Source organism: Curvibacter sp. T50, from assembly GCF_057219955.1.
Genome location: NZ_JBXVVU010000001.1, coordinates 1,553,318 through 1,573,387, shown reverse-complemented (window position 1 = coordinate 1,573,387; position 20,070 = coordinate 1,553,318). Strand labels below are relative to the sequence as shown.

The following is a 20,070-nucleotide window of genomic DNA, read 5'->3' as shown; positions in this document are numbered from 1 at the left end:
GCCGTTTTGGCCTGGCCAGTGCGGCGGACCGCCTGCAGCATCGGGTGCGGCCGAAAAAACCCGTAGGGCATGAAACCTCCTGTGGTGACCGGGCGCGGCGGCACCGGCCGCCGTCCCTTTGCCAGCATACCGCCAGCGACGGCGCGGTGCGTTGCGCGAACGCAAGCGGCGCCGGGGGTGCTACCTGTCGCGCGCTGGCGGGGTTATCCTTGCGCCATGTCCCGCCCCTCCCGTCCTGCCGCCGCCACGGCCAAGTCCCCGCCCGCCGCCCCGGCCCGGGCGGTGAAGCGGGCGACGCACGAGGTGCGCATCATCGGCGGCCTGTGGAAGCGCAGCCGACTGCCGGTGGCCGACCGGCCCGGTCTGCGCCCCACGCCTGACCGCGTGCGCGAGACCCTGTTCAACTGGTTGACTCACCTGGGCGGGGGCGACCTGGACGGCTGGATTTGCCTGGATGCGTTTGCCGGCACAGGCGCGCTGGGACTGGAGGCGGCGTCCCGCGGGGCAAGCGCGGTGGTGCTGGTCGAGCGCGACGGCAGCCTGGTGGCCAGCCTGGAGGCGGTCTGCCGCCGCCTGCAGGCGAACACCGTGCAGGTGCAGCAGGCCGACGGGGTGCGCGCGTTGCAGGCGCAGCCACCGGGCAGCCTGGATCTGGTGCTGCTGGACCCGCCTTTTGACGCCGGTCTGTTCGAGCCGGCGTTACAAGCCGCCGTGCACGCCGTGCGCCCGCAAGGCGGGCTGATCTATCTGGAAGCCCCACAGGCCTGGGAAACCGAGCGGCTGCTGCCCCTGGGCCTGCGGCTGCTGCGCCACCTCAAGGCCGGCGCGGTCCATGCCCATCTGCTGGAGCGGCTGCCGTCGGCACCGGCACACCCGGCGGCATAATCGGCCGCAAAACGCCAACCCCAGCGCGCCCGCCCGGCGCGAGGAGACCTGTGATGCCCTCTGTGCTTGCCGTGTATCCCGGCACGTTTGACCCGATCACCCTCGGCCATGAAGATCTGGTGCGCCGCGCCTGCCAGCTGTTCGACCGGGTGATCATTGCGGTGGCCGCGGGGTACCACAAGAAGCCGCTGTTCACGCTCGAAGAACGCATGGAGATGGTGCGCGAATCGGTGCGCCCCTGGCCGCAGGTCACGGTGGAGAGTTATTCCGGGCTGGTGCGGGACTTTGTTGTCGCGCGCAACGGCAAGGCCATGATCCGTGGCCTGCGGGCGGTGACCGATTTCGACTACGAATTCCAGCTCGCCGGCATGAACCGCAACCTGATGCCCGATGTCGAGACCGTGTTTCTGACCCCGGGCGACAAATACCAGTTCGTCAGCAGCACCTTCGTGCGCGAGATCGCGCTGCTCGGCGGCGCCGTCGAGCAGTTTGTCTCGCCGCATGTGCTGGCGCGCCTGCAGGACAAGGCGCGCAACGGCGTCAAGCCCTGATCGCTATAATATATATAGCTGAAAGCGACCTTTTCACGCTGGGTATCGCCCGTTTTCGCTGCAAACCCTCAGATTTCGGCGCCTTCGACCAGAAAACGCACCCGGCGCACGCCCTGCCATTCGTCGGCGTCGAGGCGGAATGCCAGACGCACCCGCGGCGGCAGCGGCTCGGTGTGGCCGAACCAGATGCCGTCCACGGGCTGACCCTGGTGGCGCATTTTCAGCGCCAGGTGTTTTTCGGCGACCAGGCGCTGGCTCAACACTTCGATCTCCTCGCTGAACAGCGGCGGCGCAAAGCCCTGGCCCCAGACCTCGCGTTGCAGGGCGTCCACCACATCGGAGCGCCGGTACTCGGGCGCCAGCGGACCATCGGTTTCCAGGCGCCGTTGCAGCGTGGCGGCATCCAGCCACTCCCGCGCGACCTGGGCCAGGGCCTGCTCGAAGGTCGGCAGCTGTTCCGCTGCCACGGTGCAGCCGGCGGCCATGGCGTGGCCGCCGAAGCGCAGCAACACCCCGGGGTGGCGTTTGGCCACCAGGTCCAGCGCATCGCGCAGGTGAAATCCGGCAATTGAACGGCCGGAGCCTTTGAGCTCGCGCGTCTTGCCCGGCGCGCTGCTGGCGGCGAACACAAAGGTCGGGCGGTGCAGCCTGTCCTTGAGGCGCGAGGCCACGATGCCCACCACGCCCTCGTGGAACTCGGGGTCGAACACACACACGGCGGGCGGCGGCGCGTCGCCTTCCTCGAACAGGCTTTCTGCGATCAGCATCGCCTGCTCGCGCATGCCGCCTTCGATCTCGCGCCGCTCGCGGTTGATGGCGTCCAGCTGCTGCGCCAGCTCGGCCGCGCGGGCCGGGTCGTCGGTCAGCAGGCATTCGATGCCCAGGGTCATGTCCGCCAGCCGTCCGGCCGCGTTGATGCGCGGGCCCAGCGCGAAGCCGAAATCAAAGGTGCTGGCGGTGTGTGGCTTGCGCCCGGCGGCCGAGAACAGCGCCGCCAGTCCGGCCGGCATCTGCCCCGCGCGCACCCGCCGCAGGCCCTGGGCCACCAGGCGGCGGTTGTTGGCGTCCAGTTTGACCACGTCCGCCACGGTGCCCAGGGCCACCAGCGGCAGCAGGGTGTCCAGCTTCGGCTGGCTGGCCGCGGCAAACACCCCGCGCTGGCGCAGCTCGGCGCGCAGCGCCAGCAGCACGTAGAACATCACCCCCACGCCGGCCAGCGCCTTGCTGGGGAAGGGGCAACCCGGCTGGTTGGGGTTGACGGTCACTTCGGCCTGCGGCAATTCAGGTCCCGGCAGATGGTGGTCGGTCACCAGGACCTGCAGCCCCAGGCGCCGGGCCTCGGCCACACCCTCGACGCTGGCGATGCCGTTGTCCACCGTGATCAGCAGCGCGGCGCCGCGCTCCTTCACCCGCCGGGCAATCGGCGGCGTGAGACCGTAGCCGTCCACCACCCGGTCAGGCACCAGGTAGTCGACCTGGCGGGCCCCCAGCAGGCGCAGCCCGCGGATGCCCACCGCACAGGCCGTGGCGCCGTCGCAGTCGTAGTCGGCGACAAAACACAGCCGGCGATCGGCGGCGATGGCATCGGCCAGCAGCACGGCCGCGTCGCGCGCGCCGCGCAGCTGGTCGGGCGGCAGCAGGCGGGCCAGTCCGTCGTCCAGGTCGTCAGCGCCGGCCACACCGCGCGCGGCAAAGAGGCGGGCCAGCAGCGGGTGCACGCCGGCCTGTTCCAGCGCCCAGGCGGCCCGTGGGGGGCAGTCGCGAACAATGAATTTCATAGCGAAAGGAGACCTTCTGACGCTGGCTTTGGCCCGAAAAGACCAGAAATCCGGCGTGACAGGGCCAGGGGGCGACTCTCCAGGCACCGCCAGGCCCGGTCGCTGCACAGGTCCAGGCGCACCGCCTGACCCTGGGCCAGCCGCTCACCCAGGCGGGCACATTCGCTGGCGTCCAGGGCCTGCCAGGCGGCGCACCAGGCCGGCGCGTTGTCGGCCAGCGCGGCGGCGGCCAGGCGGGTGTCGAGTCGCGGTGCCGGCCGGGGCGTGAACCCGGTCGGCAAAGCCCCGGCGCCGCTGATCCAGAACGCGTTGACCGGCAACTGGCCGCGTGCGATGCGCTCGTCATTGACCGGGTGCGTGTAGAGCAGCATCTGCATTTCGCTTTGCAGTCGCTGCAAGGCCGGTGGCTGCGCCGTTGCCTGCAGCCAGGCGCGCACGTCGCGGCCGATGACCCGCTCGGGTGTGGCACAGGCCAGGTCGCGGAACACCGCGCCCCGCGCCAGCCAGCGCCCGGGATCGTCCGGATCGCACAGCAGCGTGATGCCGTCTTCGGCAAACCAGGGCACCATTGCCTGGCGCAGCGCCTCGGCTTCGGCCGGCACCAGGCCCAGCCCGGCCGGATCGTGCAACACGACCTGGTCCATGCCGACCTGCCAATGGCAGGGCGTGAGCCAGGCCCAGGCCATACTGTCGTCGGACAGTCCGTGCGTGCCCCGCGCCAGCGCGGCCCAGGGTGCGCGCGCGGCGTCGCCGTCCAGGCCGAGGGCGCTGGCGAGCAGGCGGTCCCAGGGCTGGGACAACACCGGCGGGGGGGCCTCCGGATCGGCGCCGTGGCCGGTCTCGGTCAGGCGGGCCAGCAGGCGCTCCAGGTGAGGCAGGCGCAGCGTGCGCAGCGCGGCGCGACAGGCCGGGCCGGATGGCGCGGCGTGGGCGATGATCAGATGGTCCTGGGCGGGTGGGGGATACATGCCGGTATTGTCCGGGATGCCACAATCGGCGCTGCCGGCGCCCGCGCCGCCGCCCTTATTTTGTTCACGCCGCTTTTTCGATGCCGATTCCCTACGAGCTGTTGCTGGGCTGGCGCTACACCCGCGCCGGCCGGTCCACCCGCCGCAACGGCTTCATTTCGTTCATTTCCGGCGTGTCCATGCTGGGCATTGCGCTGGGCGTGGCCGCTCTGATCATTGTGCTGTCGGTGATGAACGGCTTTCAGAAAGAGGTGCGCGACCGCATGCTGGGCGTGGTCTCGCATATCGAGCTGTACAGCCCCGACGGCCAGGCGCTGGCCGATGTGGCGCGCACCCTGCGCGAGGCCCGCGCCCACCCGGCGGTGGTCGGGGCGGCGCCGTTTGTGGTCGGCCAGGCGCTGCTGGCGCGTGGCGACGACATGAAAGGGGTCCTGGTGCGCGGCATTGACCCGGCGCTGGAGCCCTCGGTGACCGAACTGGCCGGCGCGTTACGGGGCACGGTGCTGGCACGCCTGGAGCCGGGCGCGTTCGGGGTGGTGCTGGGAGTGGACCTGGCCCGCAATCTGGGCGTCGGCGAAGGCGACGTGGTGACGCTGATTGCGCCGGGCGGGCAGGTGACACCGGCCGGTGTGGTGCCGCGGCTCAAACAGATGACCGTGGTGGGCACCTTCAGTTCCGGCCACTACGAATACGACTCGTCGCTGGCGATGGCCCACCAGGCCGATCTGGCGCGCATTCTGAGGCTGGAAGGGCCCACTGGCGTGCGCCTGAAGTTGCGCGACCTGCACCAGGCCCGAGCCGTGGCGGCGGACCTGGCGGGCAGCCTGAGCGGTGACCTGCTGGTGCGCGACTGGACGCGGCAGAACCGCACCTGGTTTGCCGCCGTGCAGCTGGAAAAGCGCATGATGTTCATCATCCTGACGCTGATCGTGGCGGTGGCGGCCTTCAATCTGGTGTCCACCCTGGTGATGACGGTGACCGACAAGCGCGCCGACATCGCCATCCTGCGCACGCTGGGCGCCAGCCCGCGCTCCATCATGGGGATCTTTGTGGTGCAGGGCGCGATGGTGGGGGTGATCGGCACCCTGGCCGGCCTGCTGCTGGGGCTGGGGGTGGCGTTCAACATCGATGTGATCGTGCCGGCGCTGGAGCGGCTGTTCCAGGCCAGTTTCCTGCCCAAGGAGATCTACCTCATCAACCGCATGCCCAGCGACCCGCAACAAAGCGACATCGTGCCGATCACCGTCATTTCGCTGGTGCTGGCCTTTGTCGCCACCCTGTACCCAAGCTGGCGGGCCAGCCGCGTCAATCCTGCGGAGGCGCTGCGCTATGAGTGAGGTGGTTCTTGAATGTCGCGGCCTGACCCGCCGGTTCCACGAGGGGCCGCTGGACGTCACGGTGCTGCACGGGGTCGACCTGACGGTGCCTGCCGGCGAAACGCTGGCCATTGTCGGTGCGTCCGGTTCGGGCAAAAGCACGCTGCTGCATCTGCTGGGCGGGCTGGACGCGCCCACGGCCGGACAGGTGTGGCTGCAGGGGCAGAATCTGGCGGGGCTGTCGGCGGCCCAGCAAGGGGTGTTGCGCAACCGGCACCTGGGGTTTGTCTACCAGTTTCATCATCTGCTGCCCGAATTCAGCGCGCTGGACAACGTGGCCATGCCGCTGCTGATCCGCCGCGAGAGCCGCCCGGCGGCGCGCGCCGCGGCGCAGCAGGTGCTGGCGGCGGTGGGTCTGGCCGCGCGACTGGCGCATCGCCCGGCGGAGTTGTCCGGCGGTGAACGCCAGCGCGTGGCGATTGCCCGCGCCCTGGTCACGCGCCCGGCCTGTGTGCTGGCTGACGAGCCGACCGGCAACCTCGACCGCACCACCGCCGACGGGGTGTTCGACGGCATGCTGGCATTGGCGCGCGAACAGGGCACGGCCTTTGTGCTGGTGACCCATGACGAGGCGCTGGCCGCCCGCTGCGACCGCCGGCTGCGCCTGGTGGCCGGGCGCCTGTCCGAGATTTCCGTCGCAAAGGACTCGCCGTGAAGCTGCGTATGGCCGAAAACTCGCTGTTTGCCATTCTGCTGCGCTCGCCGTGGTGGATCAGTGTGGCGGTGGCGGCTGCGCTGGCGGCGCTGATGGCCGCGCTGCTGCCGTCCGACCTGGCTCCCTGGGGCATGGCGGCGGGTCTGCCGTTCCTGGTGATCGGCGGCATGGCCCTGCGCGCGCAGTGGGGCCGGCCGGGCGAACGGCAGGTTGCTGCCTTGCGTGACCGGGTCGCGGCCATGCCCTGGCGGACCTTTGCCGGCGCACTGGACGACGCGTGGCAAGGGCAGGGGGTGGCGGTCACCCGGCCGCAGGGAGCCGCCGCCACTGCGGCCGACTTCGTGGTGCGCAAAGGGTCTGCGACGACGCTGGTCAGTGCGCGGCGCTGGAAAGCGGCCAGCGTGGGCATCGAGAGCCTGCGCGAACTGCAGGCCGCGCTGCCCGCAGCCGAAGCCACCGATGCGGCCGTGGTGAGTCTGGGCGAGCTGACGCCGCAGGCCAGGCGGTTCGCGGCCGAGCACGGCATTCGCGTGCTGGGCGCGGCTGAACTGGCGGTCCTGCTGGGCGGGCAGTAACACCGCCCGCCGTGGTGCAGTATGGTGGAACGCGATGCGCCTGCTGATCATTGAAGACGATCGCACGATCGCCGAGAACCTGTTCGAGTACCTCGAATCACGGGGGCACCGCTGCGACTGGGCCGACGGCATTGGCCTGGCACGCCGCCTGCTGGAAGCCGAGCCCTTCGACGCCCTGGTGCTGGACCGCAACCTGCCCGACGGTGATGGCCTGAGCCTGGTGCGGCGCCTGCGCGCGGCCGGCAACCCGGTGCCGGTGCTGGTGCTGACCGCGCGTGACCGCCTGGAAGACAAGTTGCTGGGTTTCGAGTCCGGGGGGGATGACTACCTGGTCAAGCCGTTTGCGCTGCAGGAGGTCGAAGCGCGCCTGCTCGCGCTGGTCCGCCGCCAGGGCCTGGGCCCGCCGATCGGGCTGCTGCGCTTCGGCGCGCTGGAGTACGACCCCGAACGCCAGGAGATCCGCCGCGCCGGCCAGACCCTGATCCTGCCGCCCAAGGCGATGCGTCTGCTGGCCCTGATGATGGCGCACCCGGACCGTGTCTTTTCGCGCCGCGAGTTGGAGCTTGCCGTCTGGGGCCATGAGAACGACACCAGCGACAGCCTGCGCAGCCTGCTGCACACCGTGCGCCGCGCGCTGGGTGATTCGCCCGGCGAACGGGTGATCAACGCCCATGGACTCGGTTACCGCCTCGCCCGCGACTGAGGCGCCCCGGCGCCGGTGGTGGCGGCCGCGCTGGCCGTCGGGCATGCGCTTGCGCATGGCCGTGTCGGTGACGGCCGTGCTGGTGCTGCTGCTGGTGGCGCAAGGGCTGGCACTGGTCGTGTTGTACGAAGACCTGGAAGACGAGTTCATCGAAAGCACCCTCAATGCGCAGATGAACCACAGCATGGCGCTCACCCGGCAGCTCGGCCGGCTGACCGGCCCGCAGACGCCGCAGATGGATCTGTTTCTTGTCCGGCCGGGCGAGCCCCTGCCGCCGGGGCTGGACGCCCGCATGGCGGCTTTGCCGGTCGGCAACCATGAGGTCTTCGACGCCGGCCGCGAATACCATGTTGCGGTGCGGCAAGTCGATGCCGACCGCTTGGTGCTGCGCTACGACGAATCGGAGCACCTGCGCCGCCTGGCGACCGTGGCGACTGCCCTCCTGCTGGGCACGACGCTGCTGATCGCCCTGGTATTTGTGCTGGTCCATGCGATTGCCGCGCGCCTGACCGGCGGCCTGGAGGATCTGGCGCGGCGGGTTGGCGACGCGGGCGATACGCGGGCGCTGGCCGACATGCCGCTGGATGGCGAACTGCGCGCCGTGGCGCAGGCGCTCGATACGGCGCGCAGCCGCCAGGCGGCGGCGCTCGAGCGCGAGCGCCTGTTCAATGCCAACCTGTCGCACGAGTTGCGCACACCACTGGCCGGCATCCGCAGCGACGCCGAAATGCTCAGCGCCGAACCGGCACTGCCTGAGCGTGCCCGTCGACGCGCCGCGCGCATTGTCTCCGGCACCGACCGGATCACCGAGCTGGCGTCCAGCCTGTTGCTGCTCGCCCGCGAGGCCAGGCCGGCCACCCGCGAACCGGTGGCACTGCGCGCCTGCGTCGAATCGGTCTGGGCCCGCCTGGCCGACAGCGTGGCGCAGGCGCCGCCGCCGCTGCAGGTCGAAATCGCCGAAGCGGCCTGGATCGAGACGGACCCGACCCTGCTGGCCTTGCTGGTCCGCAATCTGCTGGAAAACGCCTGGCGCCATGGCGGCGCCGGTCCGGTCCATGTGGGCTGGGACGGGGTGACGCTGACCGTGGAAGACGACGGTCCGGGTTTTGGTCCGGGCGATCCGCTGCGCTGGTTTGAACCCTTTGCCCAAGGCGGCCGCGGTGCCGGCCACGGTCTGGGTCTGGCGCTGGTGCGCCATATCGCGGCCAGTTGCGGCTGGCGCGTGCGGGCCTGGAACCGCCAGCCTGCCGGCGCCGCCGTCGCCATCGATCTGGTGACACCTGCCCTGCGCTGAGCGGCGGTTTCACAAAAAAGTCACAATCGCCTCACGCGGAGCTCACGTCCCGCCACGGAGACTCCGCTCGTGCCTTTTTCCCTTCGCCGTCCCGCTCCCTCCTCCTCTTCGTCCTCCTCCCGCACGCCGCCGCCAGCCGAACCGGCCGGATGGCTGGTCCGTCTGTGCGCGCACCCGGCAACGCGGCCGGTGCTGTCGACGGAAGTGCTGCTGCTGGTCGTGTGCCTGTATTTCACGCTGTTTTGCAACATGGCGTTCTGGCGTGCCCTCGTGGCCGGCCGCGAGGGGCTGGGTGCCATGGTGGCCTACGGGCTGCCGCTGGCTGTCGCGCTGACTGCGGTGCAGGTGCTGCTGCTGGCGCCATGGCTGAACCGCTGGACCACCCGCCCGCTGCTGGCCCTGCTGGTGGTGGTGGCGTCGTCGGCCGCGTACTTCGGCAGTCGTTTCGGGGTGTATTTCGACCCCAGCATGCTGCGCAATGTGGTGCGAACCGACGTTGCCGAAGCCAGCGAACTGCTGACCGTCCGTTTCGCGCTGCATCTGCTGGTGTTCGCCGTGCTGCCGCTGGTGCTGATCGCGCGGGTGCGCATTCGGCCGCGCCCGCTGGGCCGGGCGGTCGCGGTGCGCGCGGCGTGGATGCTGGGGTGTCTGGTGCTGGCGCTGGGGGCGCTGGTGCCGGTGTTCAAGGATTTCGCCAGCCAGATGCGCAACAACAAGGAGATCCGCTACCTGCTGCTGCCTGCCGCCGTGGTCTGGTCGGCGGGTCGGGTGCTGGTGCAGGACGCGCAGGTGGCGACCGGGCCGCGCCAGGTGATTGCTCCCGACGCCCGGCTGGGTGCGCGTGCCAGCCAGGCGGGCAAACCGGTGCTGATGGTGGTGGTGGTCGGCGAGACGGCGCGGGCGGCCAACTGGGGCCTGAACCGCGCCCAGGGCTGGCCGCAGGCGCGCGACACCACGCCCGCGCTCGCGGCACGCGGCGATGTGATCAATTTCCCCGACGTGCGCAGCTGCGGCACCAATACCGAGGTGTCGGTGCCGTGCATGTTCTCGTTGCAAGGGCGGCGCAACTATGACGAGGACGCCATCCGCCGCAGCGAGTCCTTGCTGCATGTGCTGCGCCGGGCCGGCCTGCGGGTGGTGTGGAACGACAACCAGTCCGGTTGCAAAGGGGTGTGTGACGGGCTGGAGAGTCTGCAACCCGATGCCGCGCAGTATCCCCAGCTGTGCACCGGCGGTCGCTGCCTGGACGGGGCCTTGCTCGACAGCAGCCAGCGCCTGGTCCGCGACGCCTCCGGCAACCTGGTCCTGGTGATGCACCAGCTGGGCAATCACGGTCCCTCGTATTTCCGCCGCCATCCGCCGCAGTTCCGGCGTTTTCTGCCGACCTGCGAAAACGACGATCTGGCCCGCTGCACCCGTGAGCAGATCGCCAACAGCTATGACAACGCGCTGCTGTACACCGACCATGTGCTGGCCCAGACCATCGAATGGCTGGTCCAGCTGCAGTCGCGCTTCGACACCGCGATGATCTATGTCTCCGATCACGGCGAGTCGCTGGGCGAGCGCGGGCTGTACCTGCATGGCGTGCCCTATGCCATTGCGCCTGACGAACAGACCCGGGTGCCCATGGTGATGTGGTTCTCGCCCGGTTTTGCGGCCCGCAGCGGGCTCAATACGGAATGCCTGCGCCAGCAGGCCAGCCGTCCGGCCTCGCACGACAACCTGTTTCACACCCTGCTGGGCCTGCTCGACGTGGAAACCACCGCCCGCGAGCGCAGCCTGGATCTCAGCGCCCCGTGCCGATCGTGAACCCATGAGTTCTTTTGCCGCGACACCCGCCACCGAATCCGGTGCCGGCCCCCGCCGTCACCCGACCCGCTGGTGGGCCGCCCAGTGGCTGATGCTGGCCTTGACGGCGGCGGTCCTGCTGGCGCTGTTCGAGCTGACCGACATCGACCGCCAGCTGACGCAGCTGTTCTACGACCCGGCAGCGCGCGCATTTCCGCTGCGCCAGCACTGGTTTTTCGACGCCGTGCTTCATCGCGGGGCCAAACAGGCGTCCTACCTGCTGGTGGTGGCCTGTCTGTGGCTGTGCTGGCGCGGCTGGCGCGGGGAGCTGTCCTGGTTGCCTCGGCGCAATGCGCTGCTGGCTGCCCTGGGCATGCTGCTCATTCCGCTGACCACCACACTGCTCAAGCACGCCACCAACCGCTACTGCCCCTGGGACATCGTCGATTTCGGCGGCTTTGCGCCGTACAGCGGCCTGCTGCATGCGTTGCCGCCGGGCCTGCGGCCCGGCCAGTGTTTTCCGGCCGGCCATTCATCGGCCGGCTTCCTGTGGCTGGTGTGGGCCTTGGCCTTGCGACCGGCGGGCCCGCTGCCCGCGCGGGCCGGATTGGCGGCCGGGGTGGTGGCTGGCCTGGTGCTGGGCCTGGCCCGCATGGCACAGGGCGCGCATTTCCTCTCCCACACCGTCTGGACGCTGTGGCTGGCGTGGGTTCTGTGCCTGCTGCTGGCCTGGGCGGTCGGCGCGGACCTGCGCCTGCCCCGCCCGGTGCCCGCCAAGGCGGTTTGATCAATCCTGAAAAGATAGCGTCAAGCGACCTTTTTCGCTGGGTATGGGCACAAAACATGCCAAAACCCGATCGGCGGGCCTTCGGCGGCGACCGGGTCGGGCTCAGTCGGCGCGGCCTGCGGCCTGCAGCGCGGCAATGGCGTCGTCGCCGTAGCCCAGCTCGCGCAGCAATTCGGCCGTGTGCTCGCCCAGTTGGGGCGGCGACCGGCGCACGCCGGGGCGCTCGCCGTCCAGCGTCAGCGGCAACAGCACCGCTTGCGCCGGGCGTCCGTCGGGCAGGGTGATGGGGGCCAGGCCGCCGGTGGCGTTCAGGTGCGGGTCGTTCAGCAGGTCCTGCGGCCGGGTGATCGGCGCGAACGGCAGGCCGTGGCGCTCGAACACGGCGGCGAGTTCCGCGGCGCTGTGGCCGGCCAGGCGCTCGCGCAGGATCGGCATCATCCATTCGCGGGCGCGCACGCGGTCGTTGTTGGAACGCAGCCGCTCGTCGGCCAGCAGGTCGTCGAAGCCAAACGCCTCGCAGAACAGTTTCCACGCGGTGTCGCTGACCACCGCCAGGAAGATCTGCTCGCCGTCCTTCACCTGGAACACGTCGTAGACCGCCCAGGCCGAGATGCGCGCCGGCATCGGTGCCGCCGGTTGGCCGGTGACGGTGAACTGCATCATGTGCTGCGCCACCAGCAGCACGTTGTTCTCGAACAGCGCGCTTTGCACGGCCTGGCCGCGCCCGGTTTTTTCACGCTGCGCCAGGGCTGCCATCGCGCCGATGGCGCCGAACATGCCGCCCATGATGTCGTTCACGCTGGTGCCGGCGCGCAGTGGGTCGCCGGGACGGCCGGTCATGTAGGCCAGGCCGCCCATCATCTGCACCACCTCGTCCAGCGCGGTGCGGTGCTCGTACGGGCCGGGCAGAAAGCCTTTGTGGCTGACATAGATCAGGCGCGGGTTCAGGGCCTTGAGGCTGTCGTAGTCCAGCCCGAGCTTCTTCATGGTGCCCGGTTTGAAGTTCTCGCTGACGATGTCGGCGGTGGCGATCAGGCGCAGCACCGCCTCCTTGCCTTCGGGCGTCTGCAGGTCGAGCGCCAGGCTTTTCTTGTTGCGGTTGAACATCGGGAAAAAGCCCGCGCCCGAGCCGATCAGCGCGCGCGTGGCGTCGCCGTGGCGGCCCTGGCCGACCGGCTCGACCTTGATGACCTCGGCGCCCAGGTCGGCGAGCACCATGCCGCAGGTCGGGCCCATGACCATGTGGGTGAATTCGACCACCCGTATGCCGGCGTAGGGCAGATTGGATTCGGGGATGCTCATCGGATGAACTCCATGCTTTGCGGCGCGATGCGAGCCTGTTTGGGACGGGCCGGGGCTGCGCTCATGCCGCGGCGTGCCATCCCTTGGGCAGCCCCGCCTCGGGCGTCATGCCGTACAGCGGCTCGCCGGGCAGGCCGGCCTGGAGCGGCGCGCGGGCCGCGATCAGGCGCTCGATGTCCACGCCGGTGCGCACGCCCATGGCCTCGAACAGGAACACCAGGTCTTCGGTGACGACGTTGCCGGACGCGCCGGGCGCATACGGGCAGCCGCCCAGGCCGCCGAGCGAACTGTCGAAGGTGCGCACACCCACGTCATACGCCGCCAGGCAATTGGCCAGGCCCAGTCCCCGCGTGTTGTGCATATGCGCCGCACCGGTGCGCTCGCCGATTTCGGCGCGCACCCGGTTGAACAGGCGCCGCACCTGCGCCGGATTGGCCATGCCGGTGGTGTCGGACAGGCCGATTTCGTCGGCACCGGCCTCCGCCAGTTCGGCCGCCAGACGAACCACCTCGTCTTCCGGCACCCGACCCTGCAGCGTGCAGCCGAAGGCGGTGGAGATGCCGGCCTCGATCTTGACGCCCGGCGCCAGCGCATCGCGCAAGCGCACGATGGCGCGCACCTCGGCCACCATCGCTTCGCGGGTCTTGCGCACGTTGGCCATCGAGTGCGCGGCGCTCGCCGACACCGGAATGGTGAGCTTGTGCACACCGGCCGCCAGCGCGGCCTCGGCGCCGCGCACGTTGGGCACCAGCGCCATGACGGTGACGCCGGGGTGCGTCAGGGCATGGCGCACCACCTCGGCGGCATCGGCCATCTGCGGCAGCAGGCGAGCCGGCACGAACGAGGCCACCTCGATCTCGCGCAGGCCGGCGGCCACCAGCGCGTCGATCCATCGGCACTTGTCGGCCGTGGGCATGGTGGCCTTCACGGACTGCAGACCGTCGCGCGGGCCGACTTCGCTGATCAGGACATCGGGGGACTGCCGGGAGGGTGTTGAGGGACTTGTATGTTCCATCAGATAGAACGATAATCTGACTATCGGAACGATCATACGGAGCGCCGACCGGGCTGTCAATCGGTGGCCGGCCGGTGTGTGTTGTACCCATGCCCAAAAAAGCGAACCATCCCTCCGTGGCCGACGAGCAGGCCGCGCCCGGCGGTGCGGCCGCCGTGGATCGCGCCATCTGCCTGCTGGCCGCCTTTCGCGCGGAGGACAAGGCCTTGTCCGTGACGCAGCTGGCCGAGCGCACCCGCTTGTACAAAAGCACGGTATTGCGCCTGGTGGCGTCACTGGCGCATGGCGGGCTGATGCGGCGCACTCCGGACGGGCGCTGGGCGCTGGGGCCGGAGATCGGCCGGCTGGCGGCGCTGCCGGCGGCGCGCGGCGCGCTCGAAGACCTTGCCTTGCCATTGATGCAGGCGCTGGTGCGCGAAACCGGCGAAAGCGTGGCCCTCCACGTCCGAGACGGCGCGCAGCGGCGGGTGTTGCTGCGGGTCGATTCCCCCCAGCTGCTGCGCGACCATGTCCGCGCGGGTGACATCCTGCCGCTGGATCGCGGCGCGGGCGGGCGGGTCCTGCTGGCGTTTTCGGGTGCCACCGGCGAACCCTACGACCACATCCGCCGTCTGGGGCATGCCATGCTGGCCGGTGACCGGGTGCCCGGACTGACGGGTATTTCCGCACCCGTATGGCAGGCCGGTGACCAACTGGCCGGTGCGCTGACGCTGACGGTGCCCGAAACCCGCTTTCGTGAGGCCATGACCGCCGCCCTGTGCAGCGCAGCACAGCAGCTCAGCCAGTGTCTGGGCGGGCGCGAGGCGGCGCCTGCCGACGCGCCAGGCCACGTCGGCGGGCGTCGGATTGCCCCTGAGGTGCTATAGATGCGGTAGCAAAAAAGCACCAAAATACGCTGGGTATTGGCAGTTTTTGCGTGAAATCCGCCGCCCGGGAGGTTTTTGGGCTGTTCAGGGGCGTCGCACGGCCTCGATCCGGGTGCCGTCGTGGATGCGGTCGTCCGGCTGCACAATCACCTGCTGTCCGGCCTGCAGTCCGTCCAGAATCTGGGTGGCGGTGGCCGATCGGGCGCCGATGCGCACCGCCTGCCGGCGGGCGACGCCGCTGTCGACCACATAGGTGGCCCAACCATCGCCGCTGCGAAACAGGGCGCCGCCAGGCACTTGCAGCACGTCGCTGTCCTGCCGCAGGATGAACTCCAGCTCCACCCGGTAGGCGTCGCCCAGCTGGACCCGGCGTTCGGCGGGCGCGGTGAACTGCAGCACCACCCGGGTACGCTGCTCTTCCACCCCCAGCGCCGACACCTTGGTGAAGCCGCCCGGTTCGACGCGGCTGATCTGCGCCTCCAGCACGCCGTCGCCACCCCAGCGGAGTACGCGGGCTTTCATGCCCGGCGCCAGGCGCACGGCGTCGGTCGAAAGCACGTCGGCTTCGATCTCCAGTTGCGTCGGGTCGCCGATGTCCAGCAGCGGCTGGCCCGGCGCGACGGCTGTGGCGCTCTCCAGGTGGCGGCGCACGACCACGCCACCCACCGGTGCGCGCACGCTGACGCCCCCGCCGCGCGCGGCTGCGCCGGCCTGCGCCAGACTGGCACGGGCCGTATCGAGCCGCCGCTGGGCGACCAGTTCGTCGGCGCGGGCGCTGGCCACGGCGGCGGCGCTGCTGTCGGCCTGGGCCTGGGCCTGGTCGCGTTGCGACGCCGTGGTCATGCCCTGCGCCCGTAGTGCCTGCTGGCGGGCCAGCTCCTGGGCGGCAATGGCCGCACCGCTTTCGGCCGCGCGCACGCGCTGGCCGGCCGCTTGCAAAGCCGCTTCGGCGGCGTCGCGTTCACCGAGGGCCTGGCTGCGCGCGCGAGGGTCCAGCAACGCGGCCGATCCGGGCTCGATCACGGCCACCACCTGGCCGGCCTCGACCCGGTCGCCGGCCGCCAGGCTCACGCGCTGCAACTGGCCGGCGACGGGCGCGGTCACCGCATAGCGCTGGCGCAGCCGGGTCTTGCCGTCTTCGGTGATGGTCTGCTCCAGCGGGCCGCGCGTGACCGGGGCCACGCTGGCCAGTTGCACCGGTTCGCGCAGCGTCAGCCACACCAGGGCGGCGGCCGCCGCGGCGGCGGTCGTCCAGATCAGGATCTTGCGCAGGGGGAGGGGAGTCATGGTCAGCTTCAGGTGGTGTTCGGGGGCGGCGGCTCACTCGCGGGTCTTGAGCACACCGATCAGGTCCAGATGGTGGATACGCTCGCGCACGGCCAGGCCCGACAACACGGCGGACACCACCGTGGTCAGGGCGGCAAACGCGTAGGCCGACGCGGGAATGTGCACCGGCACCCGGTACAGGTCGGACTGCAGGTTGCTTGCCAGGTACCAGGACAGGCCATAGCCCACCGCAAAACTCAGCGGAATGGACAGCGCGACCAGCACCGCCAGTTCGCCCAGCAGGATGGTGGCCACTTCGCGTTCGGTGAAGCCCAGCACCCGCAGGCTGGCCAGTTCGCGTCCGCGCTCGGCCAGCGCGATGCGCGCCGAGTTGTAGACCACGCCGAAATTGATGATCCCGCCCATGAGGATGGAGATCCACATGAACAGGCCGGTCATCTGCGCGATGCTGCGGTACAGCGCCTCCACCGACGCCAGGCGCGAGCCGGCACCCAGCACACCGGGGCGCCGGTCCAGCTCGTGGAACACGGCCGCCTCCTGGCCGTCTTCCACCGTCAGCAGCACCCCGGAGATCACGTCGCCGTCGCCCAGGGCGCGATTGAGTGCGTCCAGGTTCATGTAGACCGCCAGACCCACATGGTCGCGCACCAGATGCGCCACCGGCAGCTGCACCCAGGCGCGCCGGCCCTCCAGCACTTCGACCCAGACGGTGTCGCCCACCGTCACACCCAGTCGTCGCGCCAGATAGTCGTTGAGCACCAGGCCATCGGCCGGAATGTCCACCGGCTGGCGGCGGTCGTTGATGGGCTGGCGCAGCACGCCGCCGGGCCGCAGGCCTTCGATGGCGGTCTTGAGGCTGTGGTTCTCGTGGCGCAGTCGCACCGGCACCTGGCGGATGCCCTCGACCTTGCGCACCCCGGGCAGTGCACCCAGTTCGTGTGCCGCGCGGGCCGGGCGCAGTTCGGTGAACGTGGCCGACAGGTCGTGTTGCTGCGACAGCCGGTAGGCCAGTTCGACCATGTGATTGATGGAGCTGTCCTGGAAGCGGGCCATCATCATGATGGCGCCGGCAAAGGCCAGTCCGGTCACGGTGAGCGCGGCCCGCAGTGGCTGACGCTCGATCTGGCGCAGGATGATGCGCAGCGGCTGGGTCAGGCTGCGCCGGGGCAGCAGCCGCTCCAGCAGCGCACGGCGAAAGCGCGCCGGCGCGGGTGGGCGCATGGCTGAGGCCACCGGTTCGGCTGCCGCCGCCAGCACCGCCCGGCCCGCGCCGGCCAGGGCCGCCAGCAAGCTGACGGCCACGCCGATGGCCACCACCGAAGCGCCGATCTGGTAGTGCAGGAACGGAAAGCGGAAGTACAACTGGTACATCTGCGCCAGCTGCGTGCCCAGCCAGGCTCCGGCGGCCACGCCCAGGGCGCTGCCGGCCAGGCCGATCAGCGAGACGATCAGCGCGTAGTGCAGCACCACATCGGCGGTGCGGTAGCCGAAGGCTTTCAGGATCGCCACCTGGTCGCGCTGTGCCCCGACCAGCCGGGTGAACACCACGTTGAGCAGGAACGCCGCGACGCCGAGAAAAATTGCCGGGAACACCCGGGTCATGGTGCCCAGCTGACGAAACTCTTCGTACAGGAAGCGGTACGAGAGCTGGTCCATGCGCCCATGGGCACCGCGCGAGCCCGCCCGCGCCAGCACCTGGTCGACAGCGGCCAGGGTGTCCGCCTCGCTCGCGCCGGGCGCCAGGCGGGCGGTGATCTGGTTGAAGGCGCCGTTCATGTCCAGCGCGGCGGCCATGGCGCGGCGGCCCATCCAGACAATGGCGTACCGCTGGTAGTCCGGAAACATGGCGCCGGGCTTGATCTGGTAGACATGTTCCGGTGACACCGCCGTGCCCACGACCGTGAACCACTGGGTGCGTCCGCGCAGTGTCACGCGCAGCCGGTCGCCGGGCACCAGCCGGTGCGCCTGGGCAAAGGAATCGCTGACCAGCAGTTCGTCGTCGGCATGAGGGGTCAGCGCCCGGCCGGCGCGCAGATACAGCCGGTTCTGCACCGGTTCCCCCTGGTCGGGCAGGGACTGCACCACCGCCTCGACCGGCTCGCCGAAGCCGGGAACCTCCAGCTTGGCACCGGCGATCAGCCGGGTTTCCACCTCGGCGACGCCGGGCAACTGCGCGACCCGCCCTGCCAGCGATTCCGGCGCCCGCTGAACCTGGGCCCACAGGTCGGCGAAGCGGTAGTCGGCGTACAGACGGTCGCGGGTATCGACCAGCGAATCCAGTGTGGCCCGCGACATCACCAGCATGGCGATGCCCGACGCGATCACCAGCGCAATGGCCAGCGCCTGGCCGCGCATGTGCCACAGGTCGCGCAGCGCCTTGCGGTGGATCGCCTTCACCAGCGCAACTCCTTCGCCGCCAGCCGCTCGGCATTGACGGCCTCGCGCACGATGCGCCCGTCGGCCATCGTCAGCACCCGGTGGGCCATGCGGGCGATGTCCACGTTGTGGGTAATCACGACGGTGGTCGTCCCCAGGGTGGCGTTGACCTGCTCCAGCGCCTGCAACACATGGATGCCGGTGGCTGAATCGAGCGCGCCGGTCGGTTCGTCGCACAGCAGCACCACCGGTCGTTTGGCAATCGCGCGGGCGATGGCCACGCGCTGCTGCTCTCCCCCGGAAAGCTGCGCCGGAAAGTGGTCCAGCCGTTCACGCAGCCCGACCAGGCCCAGCGCGTCTTCCGGTGGCATGGGGTGGGGCGCGATGTCGGTGACGATGGCGACGTTCTCGCGCGCGGTCAGGCTGGGAATGAGGTTGTAGAACTGGAAGACGAAACCGACATGGTCGCGACGGAACTGCGTCAGCTGCGCATCGCCCGCCGCCGTGAGGTCCTCTCCGTGGTACCAGACATGGCCGGCGCTGGGCACGTCCAGGCCGCCGAGGATGTTGAGCAGCGTGGACTTGCCGCTGCCCGACGGGCCCAGCAGCACCACGAATTCGCCGGCGTACAGCATCAGATCGATGCCGCGCAGCGCGTGCACCTCCACATCCCCGAGGCGGTAGACCTTGGTCAGCCCCTCGGCCCGGAAAACCGCTTCCCCCTGTGTTATGGCCATGCCCGCATGCTAGGCCGGTCGTGGCGAAACGGCTTGACGGCTGTCAAGGCATGAACCTGCCCGAGGGCGCAAAGCCGCTCAGAACACCCGGCGGAACCACAGCAGCGACAAACCGGCCGCCAGCAGCACCAGCAGCGCGCCGGCCAGCGCGAACAGGCCGCTGACCTCGGTCTCGCGGGTTTCGACACTGAGCCGGTTGCCGAGTTTTTCGTACACCGCGGTCAGGTTCTCGGCGGTGCCCGCGTAGAAATAGTCGGCCTGGGTCTGCAGGGCGATCTTTTTCAGCGTGTCCTCGTCCAGGCGCACCCGCATGGACCAGCCCTCGAAACCGATGGTTTCGCCATCGACCGTGCCGATACCGACGGTGTAGACCCGCACGCCGCGATCCGCGGCCATCTTGGCGGCCTCCAGCGGGTCGACGCCGGTGGTGCGCTGGCCGTCGGTGAGCATGATGATGGCCGCCGAGGTGTAGGAGCCGGGCGGCACCGGCGTGAACTCCCTGGGCTTGGCCTCGGGCGCGGCCGGCGCGTCCAGCGGGCGGGCGGTCGAGCGCGCGGGCTGGCCCATCTGCTGGAGCTCGATGCCGGCCTGCGGAAACAGCGTGGCCAGCGAGATCACGATGCTGTTGCCGGTGGCCGTACCCCGCTGCAGCTGGAAGCGGTCAATGGCGGTGACCAGATCTTCGCGGTTGAGTGTGGGCAACTGCGCCACCTGCGCCGCCCCGGCGAAGGCCACGATACCGACCTTGACATCCCGGGGCAAGGTCTCCAGGAACTTCTTCGCCGCCGACTGGGCCGCCACGATGCGGCTGGGTTTGACGTCGGTGGCCCGCATGCTGCCCGACACATCCATCGCCAGAATCAGGGTCTTCTGGCTTGACGGCAAGGTGACGCGCGCCATGGGCCGCGCACCGGCCACCAGCAGCAGCGCCAGCGCCACCAGCATCAAGGCCGGGGGCACATGGCGGCGCCATCCGGGTCCGGCCGCCAGGGCTTCGCGCACCAGGCTCAGGTCCGACAGTGCCAGTGTCTGGCGGGCCCTGCGCCACAAAATGGCCCAGTAGGCCCAGACCAGCAGCGGCAGCACGGCCAGCGCCCACAGCATCTCGGGCCATTGAAACACCATCG

General features: G+C 70.1%; 18 protein-coding genes. 10 read left to right on the top strand and 8 right to left on the bottom strand.

Translation table 11 applies throughout. The features are described from left to right. Positions 1–216: 216 nt before the first annotated feature. Both rsmD and coaD read left to right on the top strand, forming a co-directional pair. Positions 217–885 carry a 16S rRNA (guanine(966)-N(2))-methyltransferase RsmD gene (gene rsmD / locus AC2EBU_RS07455; protein ID WP_484609729.1) on the top strand — a complete coding sequence of 223 codons (669 nt, stop codon included), beginning with the start codon at positions 217–219 and terminating at the stop codon, positions 883–885. A gap of 50 nt (positions 886–935) precedes the next feature. Next, complete coding sequence (coaD, locus tag AC2EBU_RS07450) at positions 936–1,436, top strand: pantetheine-phosphate adenylyltransferase (protein WP_484609728.1); 501 nt, start codon at positions 936–938, stop codon at positions 1,434–1,436. 68 nt (positions 1,437–1,504) lie between these two features. Here coaD and recJ read toward each other — a convergent pair whose 3' ends face one another. Together recJ and AC2EBU_RS07440 are read right to left on the bottom strand one after the other, a co-directional pair. After that, positions 1,505–3,214 (bottom strand): single-stranded-DNA-specific exonuclease RecJ, encoded by a 1,710-nt coding sequence (gene recJ, locus AC2EBU_RS07445; RefSeq protein WP_484609727.1) that lies wholly within the window; start codon positions 3,212–3,214, stop codon positions 1,505–1,507. Further along, on the bottom strand, positions 3,211–4,182 hold the full coding sequence (locus tag AC2EBU_RS07440; RefSeq protein ID WP_484609726.1) for a phosphoglycerate mutase: 972 nt from the start codon (positions 4,180–4,182) through the stop codon (positions 3,211–3,213). The genes recJ and AC2EBU_RS07440 overlap by 4 nt, the downstream gene beginning before the upstream one ends. Positions 4,183–4,262: 80 nt before the next feature. Between AC2EBU_RS07440 and AC2EBU_RS07435 the strand changes: the two genes are divergently transcribed. From AC2EBU_RS07435 to AC2EBU_RS07405, 7 genes are all read left to right on the top strand, one after another. Further along, positions 4,263–5,519, top strand: a complete 1,257-nt coding sequence (locus AC2EBU_RS07435; protein WP_484609725.1) for a lipoprotein-releasing ABC transporter permease subunit — start codon at positions 4,263–4,265, stop codon at positions 5,517–5,519. Then, the gene (lolD, locus tag AC2EBU_RS07430) at positions 5,512–6,213 is read left to right on the top strand and encodes a lipoprotein-releasing ABC transporter ATP-binding protein LolD (protein ID WP_484609724.1); all 702 of its coding nucleotides are present in this window, start codon (positions 5,512–5,514) and stop codon (positions 6,211–6,213) included. Before AC2EBU_RS07435 ends, lolD begins: the two co-directional genes overlap by 8 nt. Continuing rightward, complete coding sequence (locus AC2EBU_RS07425; RefSeq protein WP_484609723.1) at positions 6,210–6,788, top strand: restriction endonuclease; 579 nt, start codon at positions 6,210–6,212, stop codon at positions 6,786–6,788. The genes lolD and AC2EBU_RS07425 overlap by 4 nt, the downstream gene beginning before the upstream one ends. A gap of 34 nt (positions 6,789–6,822) precedes the next feature. After that, the gene (locus tag AC2EBU_RS07420) at positions 6,823–7,491 is read left to right on the top strand and encodes a response regulator transcription factor (protein WP_484609722.1); all 669 of its coding nucleotides are present in this window, start codon (positions 6,823–6,825) and stop codon (positions 7,489–7,491) included. Next, complete coding sequence (locus AC2EBU_RS07415; RefSeq protein ID WP_484609721.1) at positions 7,460–8,785, top strand: sensor histidine kinase; 1,326 nt, start codon at positions 7,460–7,462, stop codon at positions 8,783–8,785. The genes AC2EBU_RS07420 and AC2EBU_RS07415 overlap by 32 nt, the downstream gene beginning before the upstream one ends. A gap of 69 nt (positions 8,786–8,854) precedes the next feature. Continuing rightward, positions 8,855–10,594 carry a phosphoethanolamine transferase gene (locus AC2EBU_RS07410; RefSeq protein WP_484609720.1) on the top strand — a complete coding sequence of 580 codons (1,740 nt, stop codon included), beginning with the start codon at positions 8,855–8,857 and terminating at the stop codon, positions 10,592–10,594. Positions 10,595–10,598: 4 nt separating this feature from the next. After that, a complete protein-coding gene (locus AC2EBU_RS07405; RefSeq protein WP_484609719.1) occupies positions 10,599–11,360 on the top strand; it encodes a phosphatase PAP2 family protein in 762 nt (253 codons plus the stop codon). A 102-nt stretch (positions 11,361–11,462) separates the two neighbouring features. Here the strand turns inward: AC2EBU_RS07405 and AC2EBU_RS07400 are convergent, their stop codons facing one another. Together AC2EBU_RS07400 and AC2EBU_RS07395 are read right to left on the bottom strand one after the other, a co-directional pair. Beyond that, positions 11,463–12,656: a CaiB/BaiF CoA transferase family protein gene (locus tag AC2EBU_RS07400; RefSeq protein WP_484610137.1), complete on the bottom strand. Its 1,194-nt coding sequence runs from the start codon at positions 12,654–12,656 to the stop codon at positions 11,463–11,465. Positions 12,657–12,723: 67 nt separating this feature from the next. Continuing rightward, a complete protein-coding gene (locus AC2EBU_RS07395) occupies positions 12,724–13,677 on the bottom strand; it encodes a hydroxymethylglutaryl-CoA lyase (protein WP_484609718.1) in 954 nt (317 codons plus the stop codon). Between the two features lie 89 nt (positions 13,678–13,766). Between AC2EBU_RS07395 and AC2EBU_RS07390 the strand changes: the two genes are divergently transcribed. Continuing rightward, positions 13,767–14,543: an IclR family transcriptional regulator gene (locus AC2EBU_RS07390; protein WP_484609717.1), complete on the top strand. Its 777-nt coding sequence runs from the start codon at positions 13,767–13,769 to the stop codon at positions 14,541–14,543. A gap of 84 nt (positions 14,544–14,627) precedes the next feature. Here the strand turns inward: AC2EBU_RS07390 and AC2EBU_RS07385 are convergent, their stop codons facing one another. The 4 genes from AC2EBU_RS07385 to AC2EBU_RS07370 all read right to left on the bottom strand — a co-directional run bounded on the left by AC2EBU_RS07385 (position 14,628) and on the right by AC2EBU_RS07370 (position 20,068). Beyond that, positions 14,628–15,830 carry an efflux RND transporter periplasmic adaptor subunit gene (locus tag AC2EBU_RS07385; RefSeq protein ID WP_484609716.1) on the bottom strand — a complete coding sequence of 401 codons (1,203 nt, stop codon included), beginning with the start codon at positions 15,828–15,830 and terminating at the stop codon, positions 14,628–14,630. Positions 15,831–15,863: 33 nt separating this feature from the next. Next, positions 15,864–18,227: an ABC transporter permease gene (locus AC2EBU_RS07380; RefSeq protein WP_484609715.1), complete on the bottom strand. Its 2,364-nt coding sequence runs from the start codon at positions 18,225–18,227 to the stop codon at positions 15,864–15,866. After that, positions 18,224–18,943: an ABC transporter ATP-binding protein gene (locus AC2EBU_RS07375; protein ID WP_484609714.1), complete on the bottom strand. Its 720-nt coding sequence runs from the start codon at positions 18,941–18,943 to the stop codon at positions 18,224–18,226. The genes AC2EBU_RS07380 and AC2EBU_RS07375 overlap by 4 nt, the downstream gene beginning before the upstream one ends. Before the next feature lie 78 nt (positions 18,944–19,021). Next, positions 19,022–20,068: a VWA domain-containing protein gene (locus AC2EBU_RS07370; RefSeq protein ID WP_484609713.1), complete on the bottom strand. Its 1,047-nt coding sequence runs from the start codon at positions 20,066–20,068 to the stop codon at positions 19,022–19,024. Between the last annotated feature and the right edge of the window lie 2 nt (positions 20,069–20,070).

Coding starts and splice junctions, on each gene's coding strand:
- rsmD (WP_484609729.1), top strand. CDS start 217: ATGTCCCGCCCCTCCCGTCCTGCCGCCGCCACGGCCAAGTCCCCGCCC.
- recJ (WP_484609727.1), bottom strand. CDS start 3,214: ATGAAATTCATTGTTCGCGACTGCCCCCCACGGGCCGCCTGGGCGCTG.
- AC2EBU_RS07440 (WP_484609726.1), bottom strand. CDS start 4,182: ATGTATCCCCCACCCGCCCAGGACCATCTGATCATCGCCCACGCCGCG.
- AC2EBU_RS07435 (WP_484609725.1), top strand. CDS start 4,263: ATGCCGATTCCCTACGAGCTGTTGCTGGGCTGGCGCTACACCCGCGCC.
- lolD (WP_484609724.1), top strand. CDS start 5,512: ATGAGTGAGGTGGTTCTTGAATGTCGCGGCCTGACCCGCCGGTTCCAC.
- AC2EBU_RS07420 (WP_484609722.1), top strand. CDS start 6,823: ATGCGCCTGCTGATCATTGAAGACGATCGCACGATCGCCGAGAACCTG.
- AC2EBU_RS07415 (WP_484609721.1), top strand. CDS start 7,460: ATGGACTCGGTTACCGCCTCGCCCGCGACTGAGGCGCCCCGGCGCCGG.
- AC2EBU_RS07405 (WP_484609719.1), top strand. CDS start 10,599: ATGAGTTCTTTTGCCGCGACACCCGCCACCGAATCCGGTGCCGGCCCC.
- AC2EBU_RS07395 (WP_484609718.1), bottom strand. CDS start 13,677: ATGGAACATACAAGTCCCTCAACACCCTCCCGGCAGTCCCCCGATGTC.
- AC2EBU_RS07390 (WP_484609717.1), top strand. CDS start 13,767: ATGCCCAAAAAAGCGAACCATCCCTCCGTGGCCGACGAGCAGGCCGCG.
- AC2EBU_RS07385 (WP_484609716.1), bottom strand. CDS start 15,830: ATGACTCCCCTCCCCCTGCGCAAGATCCTGATCTGGACGACCGCCGCC.
- AC2EBU_RS07375 (WP_484609714.1), bottom strand. CDS start 18,943: ATGGCCATAACACAGGGGGAAGCGGTTTTCCGGGCCGAGGGGCTGACC.
- AC2EBU_RS07370 (WP_484609713.1), bottom strand. CDS start 20,068: ATGGTGTTTCAATGGCCCGAGATGCTGTGGGCGCTGGCCGTGCTGCCG.